Origin of the sequence: Nonomuraea sp. NPDC050556, from assembly GCF_044457355.1 — a bacterium.
Taxonomy (GTDB): domain Bacteria; phylum Actinomycetota; class Actinomycetes; order Streptosporangiales; family Streptosporangiaceae; genus Nonomuraea.
Window position 1 is genome coordinate 817,481 of record NZ_JBITGU010000005.1, and the last position, 20,659, is coordinate 838,139.

Sequence of the window (20,659 nt, forward strand, 5' to 3'; positions counted from 1 at the left end):
CAGCGTAATATAGCGACTTGCATAATTCTTCAAGTCATAACGGCGTTGGTTAGGATGACGGTAGGGACGAGGGAGTAGCCAATGGGCCGAGGACGAGCCAAAGCGAAGCAGACCAAGGTCGCTCGCGAGCTGAAGTACAGCCACCAGCACCTCGACGTGGAGCGCCTGCGTGAGGAGCTCGGCTCCGACGCGCCGCGCGAGGACAGGGCCTCGACTGCGGCGCATGAGCCGGAGTCAGAGCACGCTAGCTAGCCGTGTGAGCGAGGATCGCCGTGGCGAGCTGCTCGTGCACCGGGGGAGGCAGCATGTGCCCCATTCCCTCGATCATCAGCAGCTCGGCCCCGGGGATCGCCGCGGCGATGAGGGCGCCGTGACCCGGCTTGACCGGTTCGTGGGTGCCCTCGACCACCAGGGTTCGAGCCTTCACCAGGTGGAGGCTGTCCGCCGGTTCCGCCTTCGGGTCGGCCGCGTGGGCGAGCCGGTGGTTCACGACTGACGCCGGGTCGACGGCGCGCTCCAGGATGCGCTCCTGCAGGCGCCGCTCGGCGTCTTCGTCGAACGGCTTCGCCGTACCGTGCAAAACCCTGGCCTCGGCGATCATGCGGTCGATCTGCTCGTCGCGGTCCTTGGGGGGCTCGGCCGCGATCACCTGCCGGAAATAGTCGACGAACTCCTGGGTGGGTGGGGGCAGGCTGCCCTCGGGCTGTGGCTGGCCCATCAGCGCCCGCATCAGCGTCTCGCCCTCCCCGCCGCCCAGTGGCGAGGAGCCGATCACCGTCAGCGTGCGCACCCGCTCCGGGTTCTCCACCGCGATCCACTGGGCCAGCAGGCCGCCGGCCGAGTGGCCGACGAGGTGGGCGCTCTCGATGCCGTACTCGTCGAGTACGGCCAGCGCGTCGTTCTTGATGTCCCGCCAGGTGTAGGGGTCCTTCTCGAAGTCCACGCTTGCCGACCTGCCGGTGTCGCGGTGGTCGTAGCGGATCACCCTGCGCCCCGCAGCGGCCAGGCGGCCGACGAACTCGTCGGGCCACAGGATCCCCTGCGACATCGACCCCATGATCAGCAGGATCGGCTCGTCGTTCTTGTCACCGAATTCTTCGCTCCACAGTTGCATGAGTCAGAGATTGCCCTCTGGCGCCACCGGTGCCATCCGTAGGACTACTAGGCGCGCCAACTCAGTACGGGACGTGACTCCCAGCTTCGGATAGATCTTGTACAGGTGGTACTCGACCGTGCGCGGGCTCAGGAACAGCTTGGCCGCCACCTCCTTGCTCGACGCCCCCTCGGCCACGAGCCTGGCGATGCGCAGCTCCTGAGGGGTGAGCATCGACAGCGCCCCGGGCTCCTCGGCGGCGACGTTCTCTCCCGCCGCGCGCAGCTCCTCCTGCGCGCGCCTGACCCACGGCTCGGCTCCCGCCCGCTGGAAGGTCTCCATGGCGGACCTCAGGTGCGGCCGCGCCTCCCCAGGCCGGTGCGTACGGCGGAGCCGCTCGCCGTGCAGCAGCGCCGTACGTGCTCGCTCGAACCCGTCGGCGTGCAGTTCCAGGGCCTCCTCGAAGCTCGCGTCCGCATCCACGAGCGCCCGGCAGCGGGCGACCAGCGCCCGCGTCTCGGCCGTCTCCGCGCTGGCCGACCACCGCTCGAAGTCGGCCAGCGTCCTCCTGGCCGCGTCGAGGTCGCCCGCGCCCACGGCGGCCTCGACCGCGTCCGGTGCGGAACGCCAGATCACCGACGGGTGCCCGGCGCCCGATCCGGCGGCCGCGATCGCGGCGAACCTGGACGTCGCCGACTCGAACCGGCCCAGCCCCAGGTCGAGCATGGCCAGCGCGTACTGCGCCACCCCGACCCTGAGGCCCAGCCGGTGCGGGATCGCGATCGCCAGCGCCTCCTGAGCGTGCTTCCTGCAGGCCTCCTCGTCGCCGCGCCAGGCCGCCACCGCTGCCAGGTTGGCCAGGTGGGCGGCGACCGAGTTCGGGTAACCCGCCTCCCTGGCCAGCCCCAGGCCCTCCTCCGCGATGGACTCGCTGACCGCCAGGTTGCCGTTGATCCGCTCGGCCGTGGCCACGAACTCCAGCACGACGGGGAGCTGGCCCACCATCCCGGACATCCTGGCCATCCGGCCCGCCCTGACGACCGCCTGCGCCGAGGTGTCCGCCTCGCCCAGGTAGGTGGCGGCGGCTGCCGCCCACATCCACTGCGCCGCGTCCGTCAGCGTGTGGGTGCGCGTCAGGGCCGAGCGCAGCGCCATCGCGCCCTTCTTGCGATCGCCCTCCAGGGTGGCGCCGATGCCGACGAGCACCTCGCGCTGGAACGACTCGGGGAACTCCTGCGCCCTGCGGCCGATCTCGACGATCGCCTCGACGTCGCCCACGTTCGAGGCCGCCTCCGACGCGTCGGCGAGCATCTCCAGGGTCTCGCCTCTCCGCAGGATGCGCAGGGCCTCGCTCGCGTCGCCCGTGTGCAGCTCGAACCGGCCCCTGAGCTGGTCGAGGCCCGGATCGGGGCCGAGCTCGCGGGCCTGCGCCAGGCAGCTCTCCGCCAGCCCTGGACGCCCGCCGAGCCAGGCCTTCTGCGCCGCCTCCTTGAGCCTCTTCTGCCTGCGCCCGGGGTCGTCGGTCAGCTGTGCTGCCCTGACCAGCGCCGTCGCCGCGTCCGCGTAACCGCCGCGCTCTCCCGCGTTCCTCGCCGACTTCTCCAGCTCGTGCGCCACGCGCTCGTCGGTGCCCACGGTGGCCGCCGCCAGGTGCCAGGCTCGACGGTCGCCCTCCAGGACCTCGGCGAGCGCCGCGTGGACGCCGCGCAGCCGTACGGAGCTGGCGTTGTCGTGAAATGCCGACCGGACCAGCGGGTGCCTGAACCGGATCACCGACCCCTCGCCGGACACCAGCCCGGCCTCCTCCACCTCGACGAGCGCGGCGGGATCCACGTCGAGGATCCGCGCGGCACGCATGATCACCGCGAGGTCGCCGCTGCCCTCGGCCGCCGCGACCAGCCCGGCGAGCCTGGCGTTGTCGCTCAGCGCCGCGACCTCCTCGCCGAACAGCAGCGCGCCGCCAGGCAGCGGGTCGGGCAGGGGCGCGCGGCCCTCGCGCTGGTCCTCGGTGAGCCTCCTGGCGATCTCGCGCAGCGCCAGCGGGTTGCCGCGGGTCTGCTCGACGAGAACCGCCCTGACCTGCGGCGCCGCGTCCGGGATCAGACTCTCGGCGCTCTCCCTGTCGAGGCCGCCGACGCTCAGCTCGGGCAGGCCGCGCACGTCCATGTCCCCGCGTACGGCCAGCAGCATGCCGACGCCGTCGTTGCGCAGCCGCCGCGCCGCGAACAGCAACGCGTCGGCCGACGCCTGGTCGATCCACTGGAAGTCGTCGACCAGCACCAGGCGCCCGGCCTCAGACAGCAGGGACAACACCGCTGCGGACACCAGGAAACGGTCGCCGCTGGGCTTCGCCAGGCCCAGCGCGCCGCTCAGGGCGTCGCGCTGGGGGTCGGGGAGGGCGTCCAGCAAATCGGTCACCGGGTGCAGGAGCTCGTGGAGCGCGGCATAGGCGAGACCGGTCTCCGCCTCGACGCCGCTCGCCCGCAGGGTCGGGGCTTTTGTCGCGGCCTGGTCGAGGAGCGCGGACTTGCCGACGCCCGCCTCGCCGCGCAGCACGAGCGCCTTGCCCTCGCCCGCTCGCATGGACGCGATCAGGTCGTCGATCGCGGCGGTCTCGTGGGCTCTGCCGTACAAATCTCATCCGTTTCTGTCGGTGGCGTTGGCTAGATTCTTCACGTGACAGACCACATCAGGATCATTGGTGCCAGAGAGCACAACCTCAAGGACGTCTCCCTCGACATCCCCAAGAACCAGATCACGGTCTTCACCGGGGTTTCCGGCTCGGGCAAGTCGTCCATCGTGTTCGACACCGTGGCCGTCGAGGCGCAGCGCCAGCTCAACGGTACTTTCAACTGGTTCATCCGCAACCAGCTGCCCAAGTTCGAGCGCCCGCACGCCGCCGCCATCGAGAACCTCACGACGGCCGTGATCGTCGACCAGAAGCCGCTCGGCGGCAACGCGCGCTCGACCGTCGGCACGATCACCGACATCCAGCCGATGATCCGCGGACTGTTCGCCCGCGAGGCCAACACCTCGGTCTCGCTGTTCTCCTTCAACGACCCGCAGGGCATGTGCCCGGAGTGCGACGGCCTGGGCAGGACCGTCGTGGCCGACGTCGACAAGATGCTCGACCGCGACAAGTCGCTCAACGAGGGCGCCATCCTGCTGCCCAACTACAAGGTCGGCGGCTTCGAGTGGCAGATGTACGGCAAGCACCCCAAGCTCGACGTCGACAAGAAGCTGGCCGACTACACCGAGGAGGAGTGGCACACCCTCCTCTACGGCACCGGCGAGAAGATCGAGCTGGTCATGAAGAACGGCGCGTGGAACGCCGAGTACGAAGGCCTGGTCGACAAGTTCACCAGGCAGGGCGTCAAGCGTGACCTGAGCGGCCTGAGCGAGCGCACCAGGGAGAACATCCAGCGCTTCATCACCGAGGGCGTCTGCCCGGCCTGCGAGGGCGCCAGGCTCAACCCGGCCGCGCTCGCCGTGCTGATCGACGGCCGCTCGATAGCCGACTGGTCGGCCATGCAGGTCAGCGACCTGCTCGACGTGCTGGCCGGGATGGACGACCAGCTCGCCAGGAGCATCGCCGTCGCGCTCGGCCGGGTGGCCGACATCGGCCTCGGCTACCTCAGTCTCGACCGCGCCTCCACCACCGTCTCCGGCGGCGAGGGACAGCGGCTCAAGCTGGTCAGGCACCTGGGCACCACGCTGACCGGGCTGACCTACATCTTCGACGAGCCGAGCACCGGCCTGCACCCGCGCGACGTGGGGCGGCTCAACAACCTGCTGCGGGCGCTGCGCGACCAGGGCAACACCGTGCTCGTCGTGGAGCACGACCCCGACGTGATCGAGGTCGCCGACCACATCGTCGACGTGGGCCCAGGCGCCGGGGTGCACGGCGGCTCGGTGGTCTTCGAGGGGTCCTACGAAGCCCTGCTCCAGGCGGACACGCCGACGGGCCGCGGGCTGCGCCGTACCTCCAGCCTGAAGGAGACGCCGCGCGTGGCCACCGGCTCGCTGCCGATCAGGGACGCGTCGCTGCACAACCTCAAGAAGGTCTCCGTCGACGTGCCCACCGGGGTGCTCACCGCGGTCACCGGGGTCGCCGGGTCGGGCAAGAGCAGCCTGATCGCCGAGGTGTTCCTGAAGGAATATCCCTCGACGATCTTCGTGGACCAGTCCGCGATCGCGGCCTCCTCCAGGTCGACGCCCGCGACGTACGTCGGCCTCATGGACCCGATCAGGCAGCTCTTTGCCAAGGCCGGTGGGGTGGCGCCGGGGTTGTTCAGCTTCAACTCGACCGGCGCCTGCGAGGAGTGCCAGGGGCGCGGGGTGATCATCACCGAGATGGCGTTCATGGACCCGGTCACCACGCACTGCGAGAGCTGCGACGGGCGGCGGTTCAAGGACGAGGTGCTGGTGCACAAGCTGCGCGGGCAGTCGATCGCCGACGTGCTGGAGATGTCGGTGGAGACGGCCTTCGAGTTCTTCACCGAGAAGGCGCTGCGCACGAAGCTGGGGTCCATGATCGACGTGGGGCTGCGCTATCTCAGTTTGGGCCAGCCGCTGTCCACCCTGTCCGGGGGCGAACGGCAGCGCATCAAGCTCGCCACCCAGTTGCAGCGGACGGGCAGCGTCTACGTGCTGGACGAGCCCACGACCGGCTTGCACATGTCGGATGTGGACACGTTGCTGGCGCTGATGAACCGGCTGGTGGACGACGGGAACACGGTGGTGGTGATCGAACACAACCTGGACGTGATCCAGCAGGCCGACTGGATCATCGACCTGGGGCCGGACGGGGGCAAGGACGGTGGCGAGGTGGTCTTCACCGGCACCGCCAAGGACCTCCTGTCCGCCCCTGGCTCCCTGACCGGCACCCACCTCCGCCACTACCGCACCACCCAGTGATCGGGTCGGCCCCACGTGGTCACGCGGTGATGGAGACGCCGAACTCGGCCTCGATGATTTTGAACATGGGGTCCCAGGACCGCCACTCGGTGTTGGTGTGCACCGCGACCGTGTGCTCGCCGTCGGGGGTGCCGACGGCGAAGAAGTAGGTCCCCCAGAAGCTGCCGCCGACGCCGCGCAGCGTCCGGCCGCCCGTGGCCCGCCTGTCGAACTCGAACAGGCCCAGGCCGTAGTTGGTGTGCGGCATCCAGTAGCTGCCCTCGGTGGAGACGGTGGTCCACATCTGCCGGTGCTGGTCGGGCGGCAGCAGCTCGCCGGTGGTCAACGCGTTGAGGAAGCGGATCATGTCCGACGTGGTGGAGACGACGTTGCCGGCGGCGTAGCCCAGCGAGGAGTTGAGCACGGTGGCGTCCATGAGCGGCAGGCCGGGCTCCTCCATCAGCGACTGCCAGTTCTCCGGGGTGACCGTGGCCGGGTCGGTGCCGTCCTTGAGGAACTGCTGGGTGTAGCCGTGCGGGTGCGGGGCCGGGTAGCCGGTGTCGGTGGTGGGGCGCACCCGGGTGTGGGCCAGGCCCAGCGGGCGGGCGACCCGGCGCTCGACCTCGTCGGCGTAGCTGTTGCCCGTGACCTTCTCGATGAGCGCGCCGGCGATGTAGAAGCCGCCGTTGGCGTACTCGAAACGCTCGCCCGGGGCGCCGACCGGCGGCTGGGACACCGCGATCCGCAGCAGCTCCTCAGTGCTGAAGGTGTCGAAGCGGTGCTGGTCGAACCCGGAGCGGGTGGCGTAGCGGTAGCTGACCTCCGGGGCCAGGCCGGTGGGGAACAGGCCGCTGGTGTTGCTGAGCAGGTGCCTCACGGTGATCTTGTCGCCGTCGTAGCCGTTGACGTCCAGCACGCCGGGCAGGTGGGCGTTGACCGCGTCGTCCAGGCTGAGGCGGCCCTCGGCCTCCAGCGACAGCAGCACGGCGGCGGTGAAGGCCTTGCCGCTGCTGCCGGTGTGGATGTGCTCGCCCGGCACGCGCGGGGAGCCGGTCTCGAGGTCGGCCACGCCCGCTGTGCCGAACCAGGTCCGGTCGCCGTCCTTGACCTCGGCGACGATGCCGGGGACGCCGACCTCGGCCACCGTCCAGTCGAGCACCTTCTGCACGTTCTCGTTCGCTGCCATGTCACTGCCTTTGAGCCGTTTCTTCGGTACGTCGTCCACGATGTCCGGCAGCTCTGACAGGCCCCTTATATCCCGCTTCCAACCGACTTCCAGGCCACCGGATAGCCTGTCCGGCATGCGGATTGAGGTGCTGGGACCGGTCCTGGCGTACGCCGACGACGGCGCGCCGATCGACCTCGGAGGCGCCAGGGTCCGCGCGCTACTGGCCCGGCTGGCGCTGGCCGGGGGCGAGGTGGTGTCGGCAGACGCGCTGCTCGACAGCCTGTGGACGTCCGGGGGCACCGTCAACGCGCTGCACGCGCTGGTGCACCGGCTGCGCAAGGCCCTGGGCGGGGCCGTGGAGACCGTGGCGGGCGGCTATCGCCTGCACGTAGAAGACGTGGACGCGGTCAGGTTCGAGGACCTGGCCAGGCGGGGCAGCCACGAGCTGGCCGCCGGCGCCGTCCAGCGCGCGTCCGCGCTGCTGGACGAGGCGCTGGCGCTGTGGCGAGGACCCGCGCTGGCCGACGTGCGCGACCTCCCCTTCGCAGGTACGGCAGGCGCGCGTCTGGACGAGTTGCGCGCCGGGGCCACGGAGGACCGCTTCGAGGCGGAGCTGCGGCTCGGGCGCCACGGCGAGATCCTGGCCGACGTGGAGGCGGCGGCCGCGGCGCACCCGCTGCGGGAACGGCTGGCCGCGCTGCGGATGCGCGCCCTGCACGCGGCGGGCCGCCAGTCCGACGCGCTGGCCGTGTTCGAGGAGGTCCGCAGCACGCTCGCCGACGAGCTGGGCGTCGACCCCTCGGCGGACCTGCGCGAGGCGCATCTCGCCGTGCTCAGGGGCGAGGTGGCGATCCCCGAGCCCGCGATGCCGCCTGGACGCCTGCCCGCCCCGCTGACCAGCTTCGTCGGCCGGGAGGAGGAGCTGAGGCTGCTGGCCGGGTTGCTGGAGACCTCCCGGCTGGTCACCGTGGTGGGGCCAGGAGGTGTGGGCAAGACCCGGCTGGCCGTGGAGGCGGTGAGCCGGCATCGGGCCCACCAGCGCGGGCGGGTCTGGCTCGTGCCCCTGGCCGCGGTCGACACGGCCGAGGGGCTGGCGGAGGCGGTGCTGGGCACGCTGCGCGCCGCCGAGGCTCTGCCGTCGGGGACGTCGCTGGAGCGGGTGGTCAATCTGCTCGCCGGTGACGAGGGCGTGCTGGTGCTGGACAACTGCGAGCAGATCTCCGGGCACGTGGCGGAGTTCGCCGGGCAGTTGCTGGAGCGCCAGCCGTACCTGACCATCCTGGCCACGAGCCGGGAGCCGCTGGACGTCATGGGGGAGACGCTCTGCCGGCTGAGCCCGCTGGATCTGCCTCCTGCCGACGCCGATGCCGTGCGTGCTCGCGAGTCCGCCGCTGTGCGGCTGTTCCTCGATAGGGCGGCAGCCGTACAGCCGGGGTTCGTGCTGGAGGAGGCGGTGGTGGACATCGTGCGGCGGCTGGACGGGCTGCCGCTGGCGCTGGAGCTGGCGGCGGCGCGGCTGCGGACGATGAGCGCCGGTCAGGTCGCCCGGCGGCTGGATGACCGCTTCCGTCTGCTCAGCACCGGCAACCGGAACGCCCTGCCCCGCCAGCAGACCCTCCTTGCGGTCATCGAGTGGAGCTGGGACCTGCTCACGCCGGAGGAGCGCACGCTGGCCCGGCGGATGTCGATATTTCCGGCTCGGACCGGGCTTGTGGCGATTGATGCGGTCTGTTCGGATCTGGCGTCGGAGGGGGTTCTGGACTCCCTGGTGGACAAGTCGATCGTGGAGCGGGTCGGTGACGGTTATCGGATGCTGGAGACGATCCGGGCGCATGCGGCGGAGAAGCTCCGGCTCGCGGGGGAGACCGAAGAGGTCCTGGGCAGGCTGACGCGGCACTTCGCCGACCTGGCCGAGGAGCACGAGCCGCTGCTGCGTTCCGAGAAGCAGGCGGAGTCGCTGGCGCTGTTCCAGGCGGAGTACGACAACCTGGTGTACGCCCTGCAGGCGGCCATCGACGGCGGCGACGCCGTGGTCGCCGCCCGGATCCTCGGGCCGCTGTACTGGTACTGGGTCATGCTCCGCTACGACGCTCGGGCCGACGCCTACGTCGCCAGGGTCGCCGAGTTCGGCGACGCGCTGCCTGCTGAAGCGCGGGCGGCCTTCACCGCGATCCACCTGGTGGGCGGGGCGATCGACGGTCCCGAGCAGTTGCGTGCGCACCTCGAGGAGTGCGTGCGCACGGGTGCGTTGCGCCGCTATCCGATGTTGCTGACGACGGTGCTGGTGATGGCGGTGGTGTTCGGGCTGGACGAGCTGCTCGACCGGGAGATCGCGCGGGTGCGCGGTGGCTCCGACCGGTGGGCGATCGCGTGCACCTTCATGATCGAAGCCATGCGGGACCGGTCGTCCGCCTCTTCTGCCATGTCGACCGCGCTGCGCATGTTCGAGGAGGAGGGGGATCGGTGGTGGGCGGCCAAGGCGTTGTACGGCCTGGCCCAGGTCCACGCCATCGGCGGTGACCACGAGCAGGCGATCACCGCCTACGAGCGCAGCGTCGCGATCGCGACCGAGCTGGGGTCGCAGGACGAGGTCTCCACCCGGCTCGGGCTGGCCACGGAACGCCTGCGCGCGGGTGACCTCGCCGGTGCTCGGCGCGACATCGACACCGCCGAGCGCGCTGTCCGGCAGCGGGGGCAGCCGGTGCTGGAGATCGAGGTCCTCGGCGTCCAGGCGGAGCTTTTCCGTCGCGCCGGGGAGGTCTCGCGGGCCGATCAGGCGCTTGACCGGATGGAGGTGCTCGCCCGCAAGCTGCCGCTTTCTTCGGGGATCACCGTCGATCGGACGCTTCCCGCGCGGGTGGCCAATCTGCTCGCTGCCGGGGACACGGTCCGCGCTCGTGAGCTGTTGCCGCGGGTGGTGGAGGTGGCGCAGCAGAACATGGACGCTCCGTTGGCTGCTCAGCTCCTGGCCAGGCTGCTGTTTCTGGAGGGCGACCCGGCTGGCGCCGCCACCGCGCTGGGCCTGAGCCAGGCTCTTCGCGGTGCGTTCGACGCTGGGGACAGCGAGCTGCGGTCGCTTGCGGAGGAGGTGGCGGGGTCGCTCGGCCGTACCGCCTATGACACCGCCTACCAGCGGGGCGCCGACCTGACGCCCCACGAGGCCACCGACCGGCTGACCGCTACGGCGAGGGGCGAGGGCGGTTGTGGTTGGTGAGCGGGGTGGTGACGGGGTGTTGCGGGGCTGCCCAGAGGACGGCGTTGGCCAGGACCTGCTGCACGTCCGGATGGTGATACACCGGATATGACTGATCCCCTGGGCTGAAGTAGAAGACCTTGCCCAGCCCCCGCCGGTAACAACACCCGCTGCGGAACACGTCGCCCCCGCTGAACGAGCTGACGAACACCAGCTCGTCCGGCGCCGGAATCCCGAACGGCTCGCCGTACGTCTCCTGCTGCTCGATCACCAGCGGCACGGGAACCCCGGCGGCGATGGGATGACCGGGCTCCACCGCCCACACCAGCTCACGCTCGCCGTCGTCGCGCCAGTTGACCGTGCAGGTGGTGCCCATGAGCGCGCGGAAGATCTTCGAGTAGTGCCCCGAGTGCAGCACCACGAGGCCCATCCCGGCCAGCACCCGCTCCTGCACCCGCCGTACCACCGCGTCGTCGACGTCCTCGTGCGCGAGATGCCCCCACCAGGTGAGCACGTCCGTGGCCGCCAGCACCTCGGCGGTGAGCCCGTGCGAGGGCGCCTCCAGCGTCGCCGTACCCACCTTGACCCGGTCACCGAGCACGCGCTCCAGCCCGGCGGCGATCGTGCCGTGCATGCCGTCGGGATAGCGCTCCCGGACGTCGGGCTCGCGCCGCTCGTGGACGTTCTCTCCCCAGACGGTCACGTTGACGACCACAGAAACACCTTCCCCGAGAACCTTCGCTCGGTTACGAGCGTAGGAGAGGGGTGAAGTGGTGGACGGCAGGCGCGGCCCTGCTCCTCGTGACCAGTTGCACAAGCGCACCCGGCACGACCCAGGTGCCCGCGAACGGACCTTCGAGTGGTACGGCGGAGCCGAGCACCCACGTGCCGGAGCCGCCCAAGCTGGTGCTCTCCGGGTGCGGGAAACGCGAGCATCCCGAGACCGGCGAGGTGCGGGCGGTGGCGAAGGACGCCGAGGTGTGGGCGCTGCTGTTCGCCATGGTCCCGTTCAGGCACGGGAGGGACGTGAAGATCGTCTGGCGGATGACCGGGGCCGGGCCGTTCAAGGTGACGGCCACGCTCCCGGACGGCACCCGCGCCAAGCGCACCTTCGGTCCTGAGGAGCACGGCGGCTCTACCTGGGAACGTCCGGGTGAGGAGTGGGGGACGGGGTTCAACTTTCCCCAACCCGGTTGCTGGCGTCTGACTGCCACCCGCACGGTGGGAAGCGGCTACATCGACCTACCCGTCAAGTAGTCCCGTATGGTCCCGTTTCTTCCGTGGGGAGTCACTAAGGGCGGGTCGGGTTTGGGGGGTGTGGGCGGGTAAGTTGGCTTCGGTGTCCGTCGTTGTGGCTCCGCCCAAGGCCCGCCTGGCGTGGCTCGACGCCCTGCGTGGGGTCGGGGCGCTGGCTGTCCTGGGCGAGCACCTGTTTCCCTGGGTGCTGCCCTGGCTCCGGCCGTACTGGTTCAATCTCGGGATCTACGGCGTCCTGGTGTTCTTCCTGGTCAGCGGCTACATCGTGCCCACCTCGCTGGAGCGGCGCGGGGATGTCGGCGGGTTCTGGGTGGGGCGGGTTTTCCGGCTCTACCCGCTCTATCTCGCCGTCGCCGCCCTCGTGCTGGTGATGGCCTGGTGGATGCCGGTGCGGGAGGCCGTGCCCCGGGACGGGTCGGCTGTGGCCGGGCATGTGACGATGTTGCTCGACGTGGTGGGCGTCGGCGGGGTCGCGGACACCATGTGGACCCTGTCGTACGAGATGGTCTTCTACCTGCTGGTCACGGGGTTGTTCCTGGCGGGGGCGCATCGGCGGAGCGGGGCCATCGCGGTGCTGTTCGGGGTGGCGGCCGTGGGGTGGGGTCTGCTGGTGGTCTCGTCGCCGGTCACCGGGGCCTGGCTGGCTTACGGGTCGGCTGTCGGGTTCTTCGTCGGGTTGGCTTGCGTGATCTCGGGGCGGTTCCGGCATACGGCGGCGTATGGACTGGCGCTCGGGGCGTTGGGGCTGCTGTTTCTCGGTGGGCGGATTCCCTGGTTCGGGGTGACGGTGCTGGCGGTGATGTTCGCCGGCACCGCCGTTCACCGTTGGGAGCGGGGGGAGGGGGCTCTCTGGCCGGTTCTGGTCACCGGGGTGCTGGTGGCGATCGTGCCGGTCTGGGCTCGGCAGCAGGTGGGGTGGTGGGCCGAGCCCAAGGTGTGGATCACGACGGTCGTGCTGGCCGGGGCGTCGTTCGGGGTGGCGATGGCCGTGCGGCACCGGCGGGTGCCCCGGGTGCTGGTGTGGTTGGGGTTGATCAGCTATTCGCTCTATCTGGTGCACCATCCGTTGTTGAGGTTGTTCGTGGAGATCACCGGGGATCTGCGGTGGTCGGCGGTGCACGTCCAGGTGGGGCTGGCGGTGGTCTTCACGGCTGCCATCCTGGGGGCCAGCTGGTTGAGCTACCGGTTCGTGGAGAAGCCCGCGCAGGAGTGGGGGCGTCGGGTCAAGGGCTACGTCTCCTGAGAGGGGGCGGGGCGATCGCCGCTGGGCTGGGACCACCAGACGGCCTGGCCGTGGGTCAGGCCGGGCAGGGTGAGCTCGAAGTCGTGGACGTTCCGCGCGGGGATGTCGCCCTTCACCAGCCACGTCTCGCCCGTCACGGTGGCTTCGTCGGTTGACGCGCCCAGCGCCGCCAGCCGGGTGGTGACCTGGCTGAGGGTGTCCAGCGGGGTTTCGAGCTCGAAACGGTGGACGGGTTCGAAGATCAGGGTTCCCGCTGCTCGCAGGGCTTCGGTCAGCACCTGCCGGGTTCTGGCGCGGAAGTCGCCTGCCGTACTCAGCGGGGGCTGGAAGGCCGTGTGGGTCAGGACGACCACGATGTCGGTCACCGGCCATCCCGCCGGGCCCCTGCGCAGCGTCGGTTCGAGGGTCTCCTCGATCGCGCGCTGGAACGCCAGCGGCAGCGAGCCCAGCTCCACCTCCAGGCGGTAGGTCAGGCCGGACCCCACGGGCCCTGGTTCGACGCGCAGTCCGACGGTGGCCCACAGGTGGTTGGGGCCGTGCCGGGTGACTTCGCCGAGCGCTGAACCCACACCGGCGGGCCGTTCCAGGTAGACGATGCTGCTCGGCTCGAAGTCGGCGAGGATCCCGTAGTCGCGCAGCAGCGTCTCGGCGATGACCTCCTTCTGCACCTCGCCGTAGAGCAGCACCGACGTCTGGCCGGAGTCCAGCGTCCTGGTGCCGATCAGCGGGTCCTGGTCGGCCAGGGCGGCGAGCGCGGCGTGCAGCTCGCCATGAGCGGCCGCCACCCGGGGCGTGACGACGGTTTCCAGGGTGGGCGGCGCGAAATACGCCTCCACGGGACCTGGGGCGAGGAACCGGTCGCCGACCCGGATGCCGGGCACGCCACCGACCCTGGCGATGTCCCCCGCGCGGGCCGTCCGCGCTCCGGAACCGACGACCTCGACCAGCGTGGGCCTGGCCTCGTAGGAGTCGTTGCGCCGGTAGACCTGGGCCGGGCGTCTGGCGGTCAGCTCGCCGGAGAACATCCGGACATAGGCCACCCCGGAGATCGCGAACACCGTCCCTCCGGTGCCGGAACGCCCGGCGGGCAGCATGGGCAGGGCCTCCAGCAATTCGGAGATCCCTTCGCCCGTCACCGCCGAGCCGAAGATCACCGGGTGCAGCACCCCGGCGGCGCACTGGTCCGCGACGGCCCGCCGTACCTGCTGGGAGGACGGGGAGCCGCCGTCGACGAGCGTCTCCAGCAGGTCGTAGGAGTGCTCGGCCAGCAGCTCGGCGGCCCCGGGCGACATGCCGGGCACCGCACGGGCCGCACGGGTGCCGAGGTCGGAAACAGCGTTCAAAGCCACGCTGTACGGCGAGAGCCACCGCTTGATGTCGTCGAGCAGCTCGGAGGAGCGCGCCCCAGCGCGGTCGATCTTGTTGGCGAAGATCAGCGTCGGTAGCCCGAGCCTGCGCAACGTCTTCATGAGCAACCGGGTGTGCGGCTGCACGCCCTCGACCGCCGACACCACCAGGATCGCCCCGTCGAGCACGCCGAGCGCCCGCTCGACCTCGGCGATGAAGTCGGCGTGCCCGGGGGTGTCGATCAGGTTGACCTGCAGGTCGCCGACGGTGAAAGTGGCGACAGCCGTACGGATGGTGATGCCGCGCCGGCGCTCGATCGCGCCGGTGTCGGTCTGGGTGTCGCCGCCGTCGACGCTGCCCAGCCGGCGGATGGCGCCGGTCTGGAACAGCAGCCGCTCAGTGAGGCTGGTCTTGCCCGCGTCCACGTGCGCGAGAATGCCGATGTTCAGGGTCTGCATGTGTGGTCTCGAGAGTGCTCGTGCGGATAGGGAGCTGAGAAATCTCGAAACCCCGCCGCATCGCCTTCTCCTCTTCGTTAGACCACGTCCATCTCATCACACGACGCAACCGGTTTATTTCGCCAGTGCCCGCATGAGGTCCCGCGAGGAAAGCTGCAGCTTGAACATGATGGCCAGCTCGAACACGAGCATGAGCACCGCAGCGCCGACCGTGACCGGGATGATCTGCCCGGTGAGCGGCCCGACGATGAAGACCGCCATCTGGAACTCGATCCCGCTCACCAGGTGCGTGCGGATGCGGTGGTCACGCAGCCAGTCGCGCAGCCCGATGTACCAGGAGAACTTGGTCCTGAACTCCTGCTGGAGATCGACCTCCTCAAGGGAGTCCTCGGGAAGGGTCCGCCGCATCTGGCGGCGGACCTTGGCCACCTGCAGCGCGTCCAGGTAGCGCAACATGTCCAGAAAGACGACCACGACGCCGAGCAGCAGGTAGACGCCCTGCCCGGTGATCGTGAACTGGCCCCACATCAGCGCCAGCGTGCAGGTGAGCACGCGGATGCGGTCGAAGACGTAGTCGAGCCAGCCGCCTAACACCGTCCCGGTCCCCTTGAGCCTGGCGATCTTGCCGTCCATGCAGTCGAGCACGAAGCTCAGGTGGTACAGCGCCGCACCGGCGACCAGCCAGGTCCAGTCGGCCATCAGGAAGCACCCGGCCGAGCCGAGGCCCAGGATGAAAGCGCCCCAGGTGAGCTGGTTGGGGGTCATCCTGGTGTGGTTGGCCACGAAGACCACCAACCGCCCGGCCAGCGGGTCCACCAGGAACACCGTCCACCACGCGTCCCTGGGCTTGTACGTCTGGGTACGGACGTCGTCGAGCGTGAAGGTCATCTCAGTTCCTCCGTGGCTGCTGATCGGTCCAGCCGATCTCCTCGAAAGCGGTGAACGAGCCGAGTTCGACGGCGCTGCCGTCGGTGAGCGCGCCCGCCAGCCTGACCTCCGTGGCCAGCGGCGACCCGCTCGCCACGTCGATCACCAGGCGGTCGTTGCGGTAGTCGAGCGCCTGTCCTGTACGGCCCAGCGGATCGGTGACCACGCCCTCGGCCCGCAGACCGGGCAGAGAGGCCAGAATCCGGTACGCGGAAGCCCGCACTGCAGGCGAAGCGGGCAACGAGGTCAGGAGCTCCACGCAGCTGGCGTACAACTCGTCGCCGCGGGCTTCGAGATACGCGCGCAGTCCCTGCTCGTCGCCCGGGACGGCGGCCAGTTCCGTCCAGGTGAGCCGCTTGCCCGCCAGGGTGCCTGGCGGGCTCTGCAGCCTGGTCGACACGGCCTTGCCCGCTGCGGACTCGACCCGTTCCGACGCGCTCACGTCGCCGAACCCCTCGACGTCCGCCGGATACCGCCACCGGATCGGGCGTCCTGCCGTGCGCCAGGCCTCCTCGTCCTTCGCGGTGACGGGCTTGGCGCCGAGCGGCTGGGTGATCCGCAGGTTGGGCACCCCCAGGCGGCGGGTCAGCCAGACCTCGCGCGAGGTGCTGCTGGAGATCACGTAGTGGCGGTCGGGGGACAGGAAGCGTCGCCCGGTGGTCGTCCTGGTTCGCCAGTACGCGCCGCCCGCCGGTGCTCCGGCCGCGGCGTCCGCTGCGTCGAGCAGGATCTGGCTGCTGGACGGCTGCGCCGCGGCCTGGTGGGGCGGGGGCTCAGGGGCGGCGAAGAACGAGCTGTCGAACCGGGTGACCGTCGTGACGATGGCGACGGTCGCCGCGGCGGCGGCGAGCACGGTGGACCATCTCCTGTTGATCTTTTTGGGTTTCGGCTCCTCGATGGCTGCGAAGAGCCTGGCCCTGCCCTTGGCGTACGCCTCGTAGGTGGGGTCGGGGGTCGACAGCAGCTTGCGAACCTCGTCATCCATGAAGGTCTCCCAGCGCCGCGCGGAGCTTCCTGCGCACCCGGTTCAGCCGGGACCCTACGGTGCCGTACGGAATGTCGAGGGTCTGCGCGACCTCCTCGTAACTGAGGTCGGCCAGCGCGACCAGCAGCAGGACGTCCCGGTCGCCGTCGGACAGGCTCCTCAACGCCGCCGCGAGCCGCCCCTGTGCGCCCGCGGCGACCAGCCTGGCGGCCACCCTGTCCTCGTGTCCGTCGTGTGAAGAGCTGTCGACGGGCGCCCGCTGGAACGCGAGCAACCGGCGCCGCTCGCTCCTGCGATGGTCGGCGACCAGGTTGGTGGCTATGCCGTACAACCAGGGCCGTACGGTCCCCGGTCGGCGTCGAACGTGTGGCGCTTGCGTAACGCGACGAGGAAGGTCTCCGCGGCGAGGTCGTCGGCGATCTGGGTGCCCAGGCGGCCGGCCACGTAGCGGTGGATCTCATCGAAATATCGGTCGTAAAGCACCGCGAAGAGCTCCGGGCGATGCAATGACTGGGCGATCAAGGTGCTGTCGTCAGTCATTGTCGGCACGTCCGGGGGAGCGGCCATCAGCATGATGTCCCTTCTGTGGTCTTACACCCCCTACTCCGTCGCAGCGCCGATTTCCCTTCACGGGATAATTTTTCGGTATGGAGGCCACTCTCGTCACTCGTCGCCTGCGGCTGCTGCCCTTGCAGGTCTCGCACGCGGAGGAGATGGCCGTCGTGCTGTCCGATCCCGCGTTGCACACGTTCATCGGCGGGACTCCTGCCACGGTCGAGGCGCTGCGCGCCCGATACACGCGCATGATCGCCGGATCGCCCGCTTGGTGCAACTGGGTGATCGAGTTGGACGGTCACCTCGTGGGGACCGTACAGGCGACGATCGGTCCTGACGACGCCGAGATCGCCTGGGTGGTGGGCACGCCGTGGCAGGGTCAGGGCATCGCCAAGGAGGCGGCCATGGCGCTGGTCGCCTGGCTGCGCGGGCAGGGGGCGGGCGTTATCACCGCCCATATCCACCCGGATCACCATGCGTCGGCCGCCGTCGCGGTGGCCGTCGGTCTTACCCCGACCGACGTCACGCACGACGGCGAGATCCTGTGGCGGTTCGTCAGCTCGCGGGAACCTGGCGAGGCGCCGTAGGGACCTCGGGCACCTCGCTCGGGCGGCCGATCGCGAACTCCTTGCGCAGCACGGGCACGACCTCCTCGCCCAGGATGTCGAGCTGCTCCAGGACCGTCTTCAGCGGCAGCCCCGCGTGGTCCATGAGGAACAGCTGGCGCTGGTAGTCGCCGAAGTGCTCGCGGAACTTCAGCGTCCGCTCGATGACCTGGTCGGGGCTGCCCACGGTGAGCGGGGTGTCGGCCATGAAGTCCTCAAGCGACGGCCCGTGCCCGTAGACGGGGGCGTTGTCGAAGTACGGGCGGAACTCGCGGATGGCGTCCTGGGAGTTCTTGCGCATGAACACCTGCCCGCCGAGCCCGACGATGGCCTGCTCCGGGGTGCCGTGCCCGTAATGGGCGTACCGCTGGCGGTAGAGCCCGATGAGCCGCTGGAAGTGCTCCTTGGGCCAGAAGATGTTGTTCGCGAAGAACCCGTCGCCGTAGAAGGCGGCCTGCTCGGCGATCTCGGGGCTCCTGATGGACCCGTGCCAGACGAACGGCGGCACGCCGTCCAGCGGGCGCGGCGTCGACGTGAAGCTCTGCAGCGGCGTGCGGTAGCGCCCCTCCCAGTCCACGACGTCCTCACGCCACAACCGGTGCAGCAACGCGTAGTTCTCGATGGCGAGGGGGATGCCGTCGCGGATGTCCTTGCCGAACCACGGATACACCGGCCCGGTGTTGCCACGCCCCATGACCAGGTCGACCCGGCCGTCGGCCAGGTGCTGGAGCATCGCGTAGTCCTCGGCGATCTTCACGGCGTCGTTGGTGGTGATCAACGTGGTCGCCGTGGAGAGCGTCAGCCTCTCGGTTCTGGCGGCGATGTAGCCGAGCATCGTCGTGGGCGAGGAGGGCACGAACGGCGGGTTGTGGTGCTCGCCGGTCGCGAAGACGTCGAGCCCGACCTCTTCTGCCTTGAGCGCGATGGCGACCATGGCCTTGATGCGCTCGTGCTCCGTGGGTGTCGTGCCGGTGGTGGGGTCGGTCGTCACGTCACCGACGCTGAAGATTCCGAACTGCATGATGCCCTCCCTCATTTAGTTGAAACTTAAACGGTACAGGCTTCAAATCTGTTCCCGATATTCCCCGGGCAAGCGTGTCGGTGTCGCTACTCACCGGGAGGTACTTGGGTTAATGCGGCATGCGGATTCCTGGGTGGAAGTTCGTGGCCGGCGTGGCGGGCGTATGCCTGGCCGTCGCCGCCTTCACCGTGGACGGCGTGGCCGTCCGCGCGTCCGGTACGGCCAGCAGCGTAGGCGTGCAGGTGACCATGCCCGCCATTCCCGCGCTCGGGCAGAGCGCCTTCTCCGGCTCGATCGGTACGGCCAAGACCGGGGCGTCCGGCGGGCAGTCGCAAGCCGACTACACCAACGATCCCGACGGGGTGAAGGACTTCGGCACCATCGCCAACCCGTCGGGCAGCACTCTGGGTGATTCCGGCGCCGGGTCGTGGGAGGCGGTCAGCGACCCGAACGTCCTGTCGCTGAGCCTGCGGCCCGGCGGCAGCCCCGTACTGCTCTCCATTCCGACCATGCACACCTATGCCAAGTGCCAGCCGCCCCACGCGCCCATCACGCAGAACTTCGTCACGGCGCCCACGGTCGCGGGTATCGCTATCACGGAGGGCACCACGACGATGACCGTCCCTGGGTCGGCCCTCGGCTACGCGGGGGTCGCGACCGGTGACCTCGTCGTGGTGATGAAGCAGATCCAGAAGGTGGATCCGAACATCGCGGCCGAGGCGCGGGTGGAGATCACGATCTCGGGGACGCTGAAGGACTCGAGCGGCAACGTCGTGTACACGGGCAAGCTCGCCGACTACGTGCTCGGCGACGTCCGCGTCAGGTGCGCCCCCGAGCCCACGCCGACCCCCACCCCCACACCCACGCCGACTCCCACGCCCGAGCCGACTCCGGACCCGGGGAAGATCGTCGTGGACAAGCAGGTGGACAAGCACCGGGCCAAGGTCGGGGACGTCGTGACGTACACGCTGGTCGCCACGAACGTCGGCGGCACCACGCTGGCCCCGGCGACGTTCAGGGACGACATGAGCGACGTGCTCAACCACTCCAGCTACAACGGCGACGTGTCCGCGACCACGGGGAAGGCCACGTTCAACCCGCCGGACCTGATCTGGGTGGGACGGCTGGAGCCGGGCGAGACCGTGACGGTGACGTTCAGCGTGACCGCCGAGAGCCCGGGGGTGATGCGCAACGTGGTGATCTGGCCAACCCCCAGCCCCAAACCAACCCCAACCCCAACCCCAACCCCAACCCCAACCCCAACTCCCACGCCAACTCCGACACCCACGCCAACCCCGACCCCCAGCCCAACGCCCACGCCCAGCCCGACTCCGACCCCCAAGCCCACACCAACCCCGAAACCGACGCCGAAGCCCACTCCGAAGCCGGACAAAACCAAGGACACCACCAAGACGCGCATCGTCCCGCGTCATGGCAAGGGCGTTCTCGGAAAGCACCACAAGCGACACTAGACTCCGCCTCGTGGGGGGATTAGACAGGCGAACGTTCCTCCAGCTCAGCGGCCTAGCCCTGGCTGGAGGAACAAAGAGCGACGCCGCCCCCACCCCACCGCGCGAGACAGCTCTGCAGCAAGCGACAGACGACGCTTTCACCACACTCCGCAGAAGATGGCGAGACGTCACAGCCACAGCGACACCATGGACGACCCCGCCCCCAGGGACAGCGACACCGCAGGGGACGGCAACGCCGCAGGGGACGGCGACACTGCCGGGGCCGACGCCGCCGCCGGGGACGGCAACCCCGCCAGAGACCGCGACGCCTCCCGGTGCGCCGACGCCATCGGGGACAGCGGCACCGCCCGGGATGGCCACACCGCCCGGGTCGACGGCGCTATCAGGGACGGCGACGTCCCTCGGGACGGTTACGCCATCGAGGACAGGAACACCGCCC

The 20,659-nt window shown here is 70.0% G+C and carries 18 protein-coding genes; 8 read left to right on the forward strand and 10 right to left on the reverse strand.

The features are described 5' to 3' along the window. Positions 1–81: 81 nt before the first annotated feature. A complete protein-coding gene (locus tag ACIBG8_RS46195; RefSeq protein ID WP_397349637.1) occupies positions 82–252 on the forward strand; it encodes a DUF3073 family protein in 171 nt (56 codons plus the stop codon). Here the strand turns inward: ACIBG8_RS46195 and ACIBG8_RS46200 are convergent. Both ACIBG8_RS46200 and ACIBG8_RS46205 read right to left on the reverse strand, forming a co-directional pair. Continuing rightward, the gene (locus tag ACIBG8_RS46200) at positions 245–1,114 is read right to left on the reverse strand and encodes an alpha/beta fold hydrolase (RefSeq protein WP_397349638.1); all 870 of its coding nucleotides are present in this window, start codon (positions 1,112–1,114) and stop codon (positions 245–247) included. The two genes, ACIBG8_RS46195 and ACIBG8_RS46200, sit on opposite strands and share 8 nt — an antisense overlap. 3 nt (positions 1,115–1,117) lie before the next feature. Then, complete coding sequence (locus ACIBG8_RS46205; protein WP_397349639.1) at positions 1,118–3,727, reverse strand: LuxR C-terminal-related transcriptional regulator; 2,610 nt, start codon at positions 3,725–3,727, stop codon at positions 1,118–1,120. Positions 3,728–3,769: 42 nt separating this feature from the next. On the opposite strand from ACIBG8_RS46205, the gene ACIBG8_RS46210 reads away from it, so the two are divergent. After that, the gene (locus ACIBG8_RS46210; protein WP_397349640.1) at positions 3,770–6,010 is read left to right on the forward strand and encodes an ATP-binding cassette domain-containing protein; all 2,241 of its coding nucleotides are present in this window, start codon (positions 3,770–3,772) and stop codon (positions 6,008–6,010) included. Between the two features lie 19 nt (positions 6,011–6,029). Here ACIBG8_RS46210 and ACIBG8_RS46215 read toward each other — a convergent pair whose 3' ends face one another. After that, positions 6,030–7,175 (reverse strand): serine hydrolase domain-containing protein, encoded by a 1,146-nt coding sequence (locus ACIBG8_RS46215; RefSeq protein WP_397349641.1) that lies wholly within the window; start codon positions 7,173–7,175, stop codon positions 6,030–6,032. Positions 7,176–7,290: 115 nt separating this feature from the next. Here ACIBG8_RS46215 and ACIBG8_RS46220 point away from each other — a divergent pair, with 115 nt between their 5' ends. Further along, complete coding sequence (locus ACIBG8_RS46220; protein ID WP_397349642.1) at positions 7,291–10,371, forward strand: BTAD domain-containing putative transcriptional regulator; 3,081 nt, start codon at positions 7,291–7,293, stop codon at positions 10,369–10,371. On the opposite strand, the gene ACIBG8_RS46225 is transcribed toward ACIBG8_RS46220, so the two are convergent. Then, positions 10,337–11,065 (reverse strand): ThuA domain-containing protein, encoded by a 729-nt coding sequence (locus tag ACIBG8_RS46225; protein ID WP_397349643.1) that lies wholly within the window; start codon positions 11,063–11,065, stop codon positions 10,337–10,339. The genes ACIBG8_RS46220 and ACIBG8_RS46225 overlap by 35 nt on opposite strands. 50 nt (positions 11,066–11,115) lie before the next feature. Here ACIBG8_RS46225 and ACIBG8_RS46230 point away from each other — a divergent pair, with 50 nt between their 5' ends. Both ACIBG8_RS46230 and ACIBG8_RS46235 read left to right on the forward strand, forming a co-directional pair. Then, on the forward strand, positions 11,116–11,607 hold the full coding sequence (locus tag ACIBG8_RS46230; RefSeq protein WP_397349645.1) for a hypothetical protein: 492 nt from the start codon (positions 11,116–11,118) through the stop codon (positions 11,605–11,607). Between the two features lie 82 nt (positions 11,608–11,689). Further along, positions 11,690–12,850, forward strand: coding sequence for an acyltransferase family protein (locus tag ACIBG8_RS46235; protein ID WP_397349646.1), 1,161 nt, complete (start codon positions 11,690–11,692; stop codon positions 12,848–12,850). Here the strand turns inward: ACIBG8_RS46235 and ACIBG8_RS46240 are convergent. From ACIBG8_RS46240 to ACIBG8_RS46260, 5 genes are all read right to left on the reverse strand, one after another. Further along, positions 12,838–14,655 (reverse strand): GTP-binding protein, encoded by a 1,818-nt coding sequence (locus ACIBG8_RS46240; RefSeq protein WP_397349647.1) that lies wholly within the window; start codon positions 14,653–14,655, stop codon positions 12,838–12,840. The two genes, ACIBG8_RS46235 and ACIBG8_RS46240, sit on opposite strands and share 13 nt — an antisense overlap. A gap of 114 nt (positions 14,656–14,769) precedes the next feature. Further along, the gene (locus ACIBG8_RS46245; protein ID WP_397349648.1) at positions 14,770–15,543 is read right to left on the reverse strand and encodes a CDP-alcohol phosphatidyltransferase family protein; all 774 of its coding nucleotides are present in this window, start codon (positions 15,541–15,543) and stop codon (positions 14,770–14,772) included. A gap of 1 nt (position 15,544) precedes the next feature. Beyond that, complete coding sequence (locus ACIBG8_RS46250) at positions 15,545–16,567, reverse strand: CU044_5270 family protein (RefSeq protein WP_397349650.1); 1,023 nt, start codon at positions 16,565–16,567, stop codon at positions 15,545–15,547. Next, positions 16,560–16,898, reverse strand: a complete 339-nt coding sequence (locus tag ACIBG8_RS46255; RefSeq protein WP_397349651.1) for an RNA polymerase sigma factor — start codon at positions 16,896–16,898, stop codon at positions 16,560–16,562. Before ACIBG8_RS46255 ends, ACIBG8_RS46250 begins: the two co-directional genes overlap by 8 nt. Continuing rightward, positions 16,886–17,107, reverse strand: coding sequence for an RNA polymerase sigma factor (locus ACIBG8_RS46260; protein ID WP_397349652.1), 222 nt, complete (start codon positions 17,105–17,107; stop codon positions 16,886–16,888). The genes ACIBG8_RS46255 and ACIBG8_RS46260 overlap by 13 nt, the downstream gene beginning before the upstream one ends. Positions 17,108–17,214: 107 nt before the next feature. Between ACIBG8_RS46260 and ACIBG8_RS46265 the strand changes: the two genes are divergently transcribed. Next, entirely contained in the window at positions 17,215–17,709 is a 495-nt protein-coding gene (locus ACIBG8_RS46265; RefSeq protein ID WP_397349654.1) for a GNAT family N-acetyltransferase, read from the forward strand. Here the strand turns inward: ACIBG8_RS46265 and ACIBG8_RS46270 are convergent. Beyond that, positions 17,678–18,748, reverse strand: coding sequence for an LLM class flavin-dependent oxidoreductase (locus ACIBG8_RS46270; RefSeq protein WP_397349655.1), 1,071 nt, complete (start codon positions 18,746–18,748; stop codon positions 17,678–17,680). The genes ACIBG8_RS46265 and ACIBG8_RS46270 overlap by 32 nt on opposite strands. A 119-nt stretch (positions 18,749–18,867) precedes the next feature. Here ACIBG8_RS46270 and ACIBG8_RS46275 point away from each other — a divergent pair, with 119 nt between their 5' ends. Together ACIBG8_RS46275 and ACIBG8_RS46280 are read left to right on the forward strand one after the other, a co-directional pair. Beyond that, positions 18,868–20,220 (forward strand): hypothetical protein, encoded by a 1,353-nt coding sequence (locus ACIBG8_RS46275; protein WP_397349657.1) that lies wholly within the window; start codon positions 18,868–18,870, stop codon positions 20,218–20,220. Positions 20,221–20,376: 156 nt separating this feature from the next. After that, on the forward strand, positions 20,377–20,659 hold a 283-nt coding region (locus ACIBG8_RS46280), incomplete at its 3' end, for a hypothetical protein (RefSeq protein ID WP_397349659.1).

Excerpts from the sequence above, each read along its gene's own strand:
- ACIBG8_RS46245 (WP_397349648.1), bottom strand. The coding sequence starts at position 15,543 with ATGACCTTCACGCTCGACGACGTCCGTACCCAGACGTACAAGCCCAGG.
- ACIBG8_RS46220 (WP_397349642.1), top strand. The coding sequence starts at position 7,291 with ATGCGGATTGAGGTGCTGGGACCGGTCCTGGCGTACGCCGACGACGGC.
- ACIBG8_RS46275 (WP_397349657.1), top strand. The coding sequence starts at position 18,868 with ATGCGGATTCCTGGGTGGAAGTTCGTGGCCGGCGTGGCGGGCGTATGC.
- ACIBG8_RS46250 (WP_397349650.1), bottom strand. The coding sequence starts at position 16,567 with ATGGATGACGAGGTTCGCAAGCTGCTGTCGACCCCCGACCCCACCTAC.
- ACIBG8_RS46195 (WP_397349637.1), top strand. The coding sequence starts at position 82 with ATGGGCCGAGGACGAGCCAAAGCGAAGCAGACCAAGGTCGCTCGCGAG.
- ACIBG8_RS46265 (WP_397349654.1), top strand. The coding sequence starts at position 17,215 with ATGGAGGCCACTCTCGTCACTCGTCGCCTGCGGCTGCTGCCCTTGCAG.
- ACIBG8_RS46200 (WP_397349638.1), bottom strand. The coding sequence starts at position 1,114 with ATGCAACTGTGGAGCGAAGAATTCGGTGACAAGAACGACGAGCCGATC.
- ACIBG8_RS46260 (WP_397349652.1), bottom strand. The coding sequence starts at position 17,107 with ATGACTGACGACAGCACCTTGATCGCCCAGTCATTGCATCGCCCGGAG.
- ACIBG8_RS46215 (WP_397349641.1), bottom strand. The coding sequence starts at position 7,175 with ATGGCAGCGAACGAGAACGTGCAGAAGGTGCTCGACTGGACGGTGGCC.
- ACIBG8_RS46240 (WP_397349647.1), bottom strand. The coding sequence starts at position 14,655 with ATGCAGACCCTGAACATCGGCATTCTCGCGCACGTGGACGCGGGCAAG.
- ACIBG8_RS46270 (WP_397349655.1), bottom strand. The coding sequence starts at position 18,748 with ATGCAGTTCGGAATCTTCAGCGTCGGTGACGTGACGACCGACCCCACC.